This window comes from Haloarcula sp. Atlit-7R (genome assembly GCF_003666065.1).
Classification (GTDB): Archaea; Halobacteriota; Halobacteria; order Halobacteriales; family Haloarculaceae; genus Haloarcula; species Haloarcula taiwanensis.
Window position 1 is genome coordinate 1 of sequence record NZ_QXIK01000047.1, and the last position, 826, is coordinate 826.

General features: G+C 61.4%; 2 protein-coding genes. Both read left to right on the forward strand.

The annotated features are described in order from the left end of the window. Nucleotides 1-53: 53 nt before the first annotated feature. Complete coding sequence (locus D3D01_RS22525) at nucleotides 54-443, forward strand: helix-turn-helix domain-containing protein (RefSeq protein WP_121513854.1); 390 nt, start codon at nucleotides 54-56, stop codon at nucleotides 441-443. Between the two features lie 3 nt (nucleotides 444-446). After that, nucleotides 447-800: a helix-turn-helix domain-containing protein gene (locus tag D3D01_RS22530; protein ID WP_121513855.1), complete on the forward strand. Its 354-nt coding sequence runs from the start codon at nucleotides 447-449 to the stop codon at nucleotides 798-800. Nucleotides 801-826 lie beyond the last annotated feature (26 nt).

Sequence of the window (826 nt, forward strand, 5' to 3'; positions counted from 1 at the left end):
GCGACGGCTTCTATGACGAACTCCTAGTTCTACGGCGTGTGTAGAGAGGTATTATGACAGTAGCAGAACGATTCATTGCCGTGACCGCCCGATTCGACGAGCCACCTGTCGACGAGACAGCCGACACGTTCATCGAGCAGTTCGAGGACCAGGGAGCGGCCGCTGTCATTCACCACTTCGACAATCCGTCAGAACTGCGAACGCTCCTGTCGCCGCAGCGTGTTGCGCTCATCCGCGAGCTACAACGAGAGCCAGCCGACAGCGTCACCGAGCTGGCCGACCGCCTCAACCGGAAGAACCCGCAGGTGAGCAACGATCTGAGTGTTCTCGAACACGCCGGCATCGTCCACTTCCGCGAGGGCGAAGGACGGGAGAAAGCGCCGTTCGTGCCCTACGAGCGCGTGCATATCGAAGCCGAAGTGACCGTTGCTGGAGAACAGTAGCTCATGACGCGAGCAGGCGATACAGCGGAGCTGACCGAACAAGACGTGCTGAAAGCGTTCGACTACGAGACCACTGTGGATGCACCGATGCTGACCGTCGCCGAGGTCGCCGACGCGCTGGCCGAGCATTTCGAGATTGAGGTCAGCAGCGAGGTTATTCAGTGTCGCTTGCGGGAGATGGAGAGCGACGAACTGGTCGCAAGCGAAGGCACCGAGAACTCCACGGTCGAGTGGACCGCACTTGTCGCGCCACGGCTCTCCGACGAGGTGCTGGCCGACGTCGAAGCGGTTGAGGGCGAGTTAGAGCGCGGCGAAACGGTGTCGCTCGACGAGCTTCCCGACGACCTGACGGACTGAACCCTGAGAAGGCTCCGGCTGGTGTC

Bases quoted from the DNA above. Each gene is read 5' to 3' on its own strand.
- D3D01_RS22525 (WP_121513854.1), top strand. From the start codon at position 54: ATGACAGTAGCAGAACGATTCATTGCCGTGACCGCCCGATTCGACGAG.
- D3D01_RS22530 (WP_121513855.1), top strand. From the start codon at position 447: ATGACGCGAGCAGGCGATACAGCGGAGCTGACCGAACAAGACGTGCTG.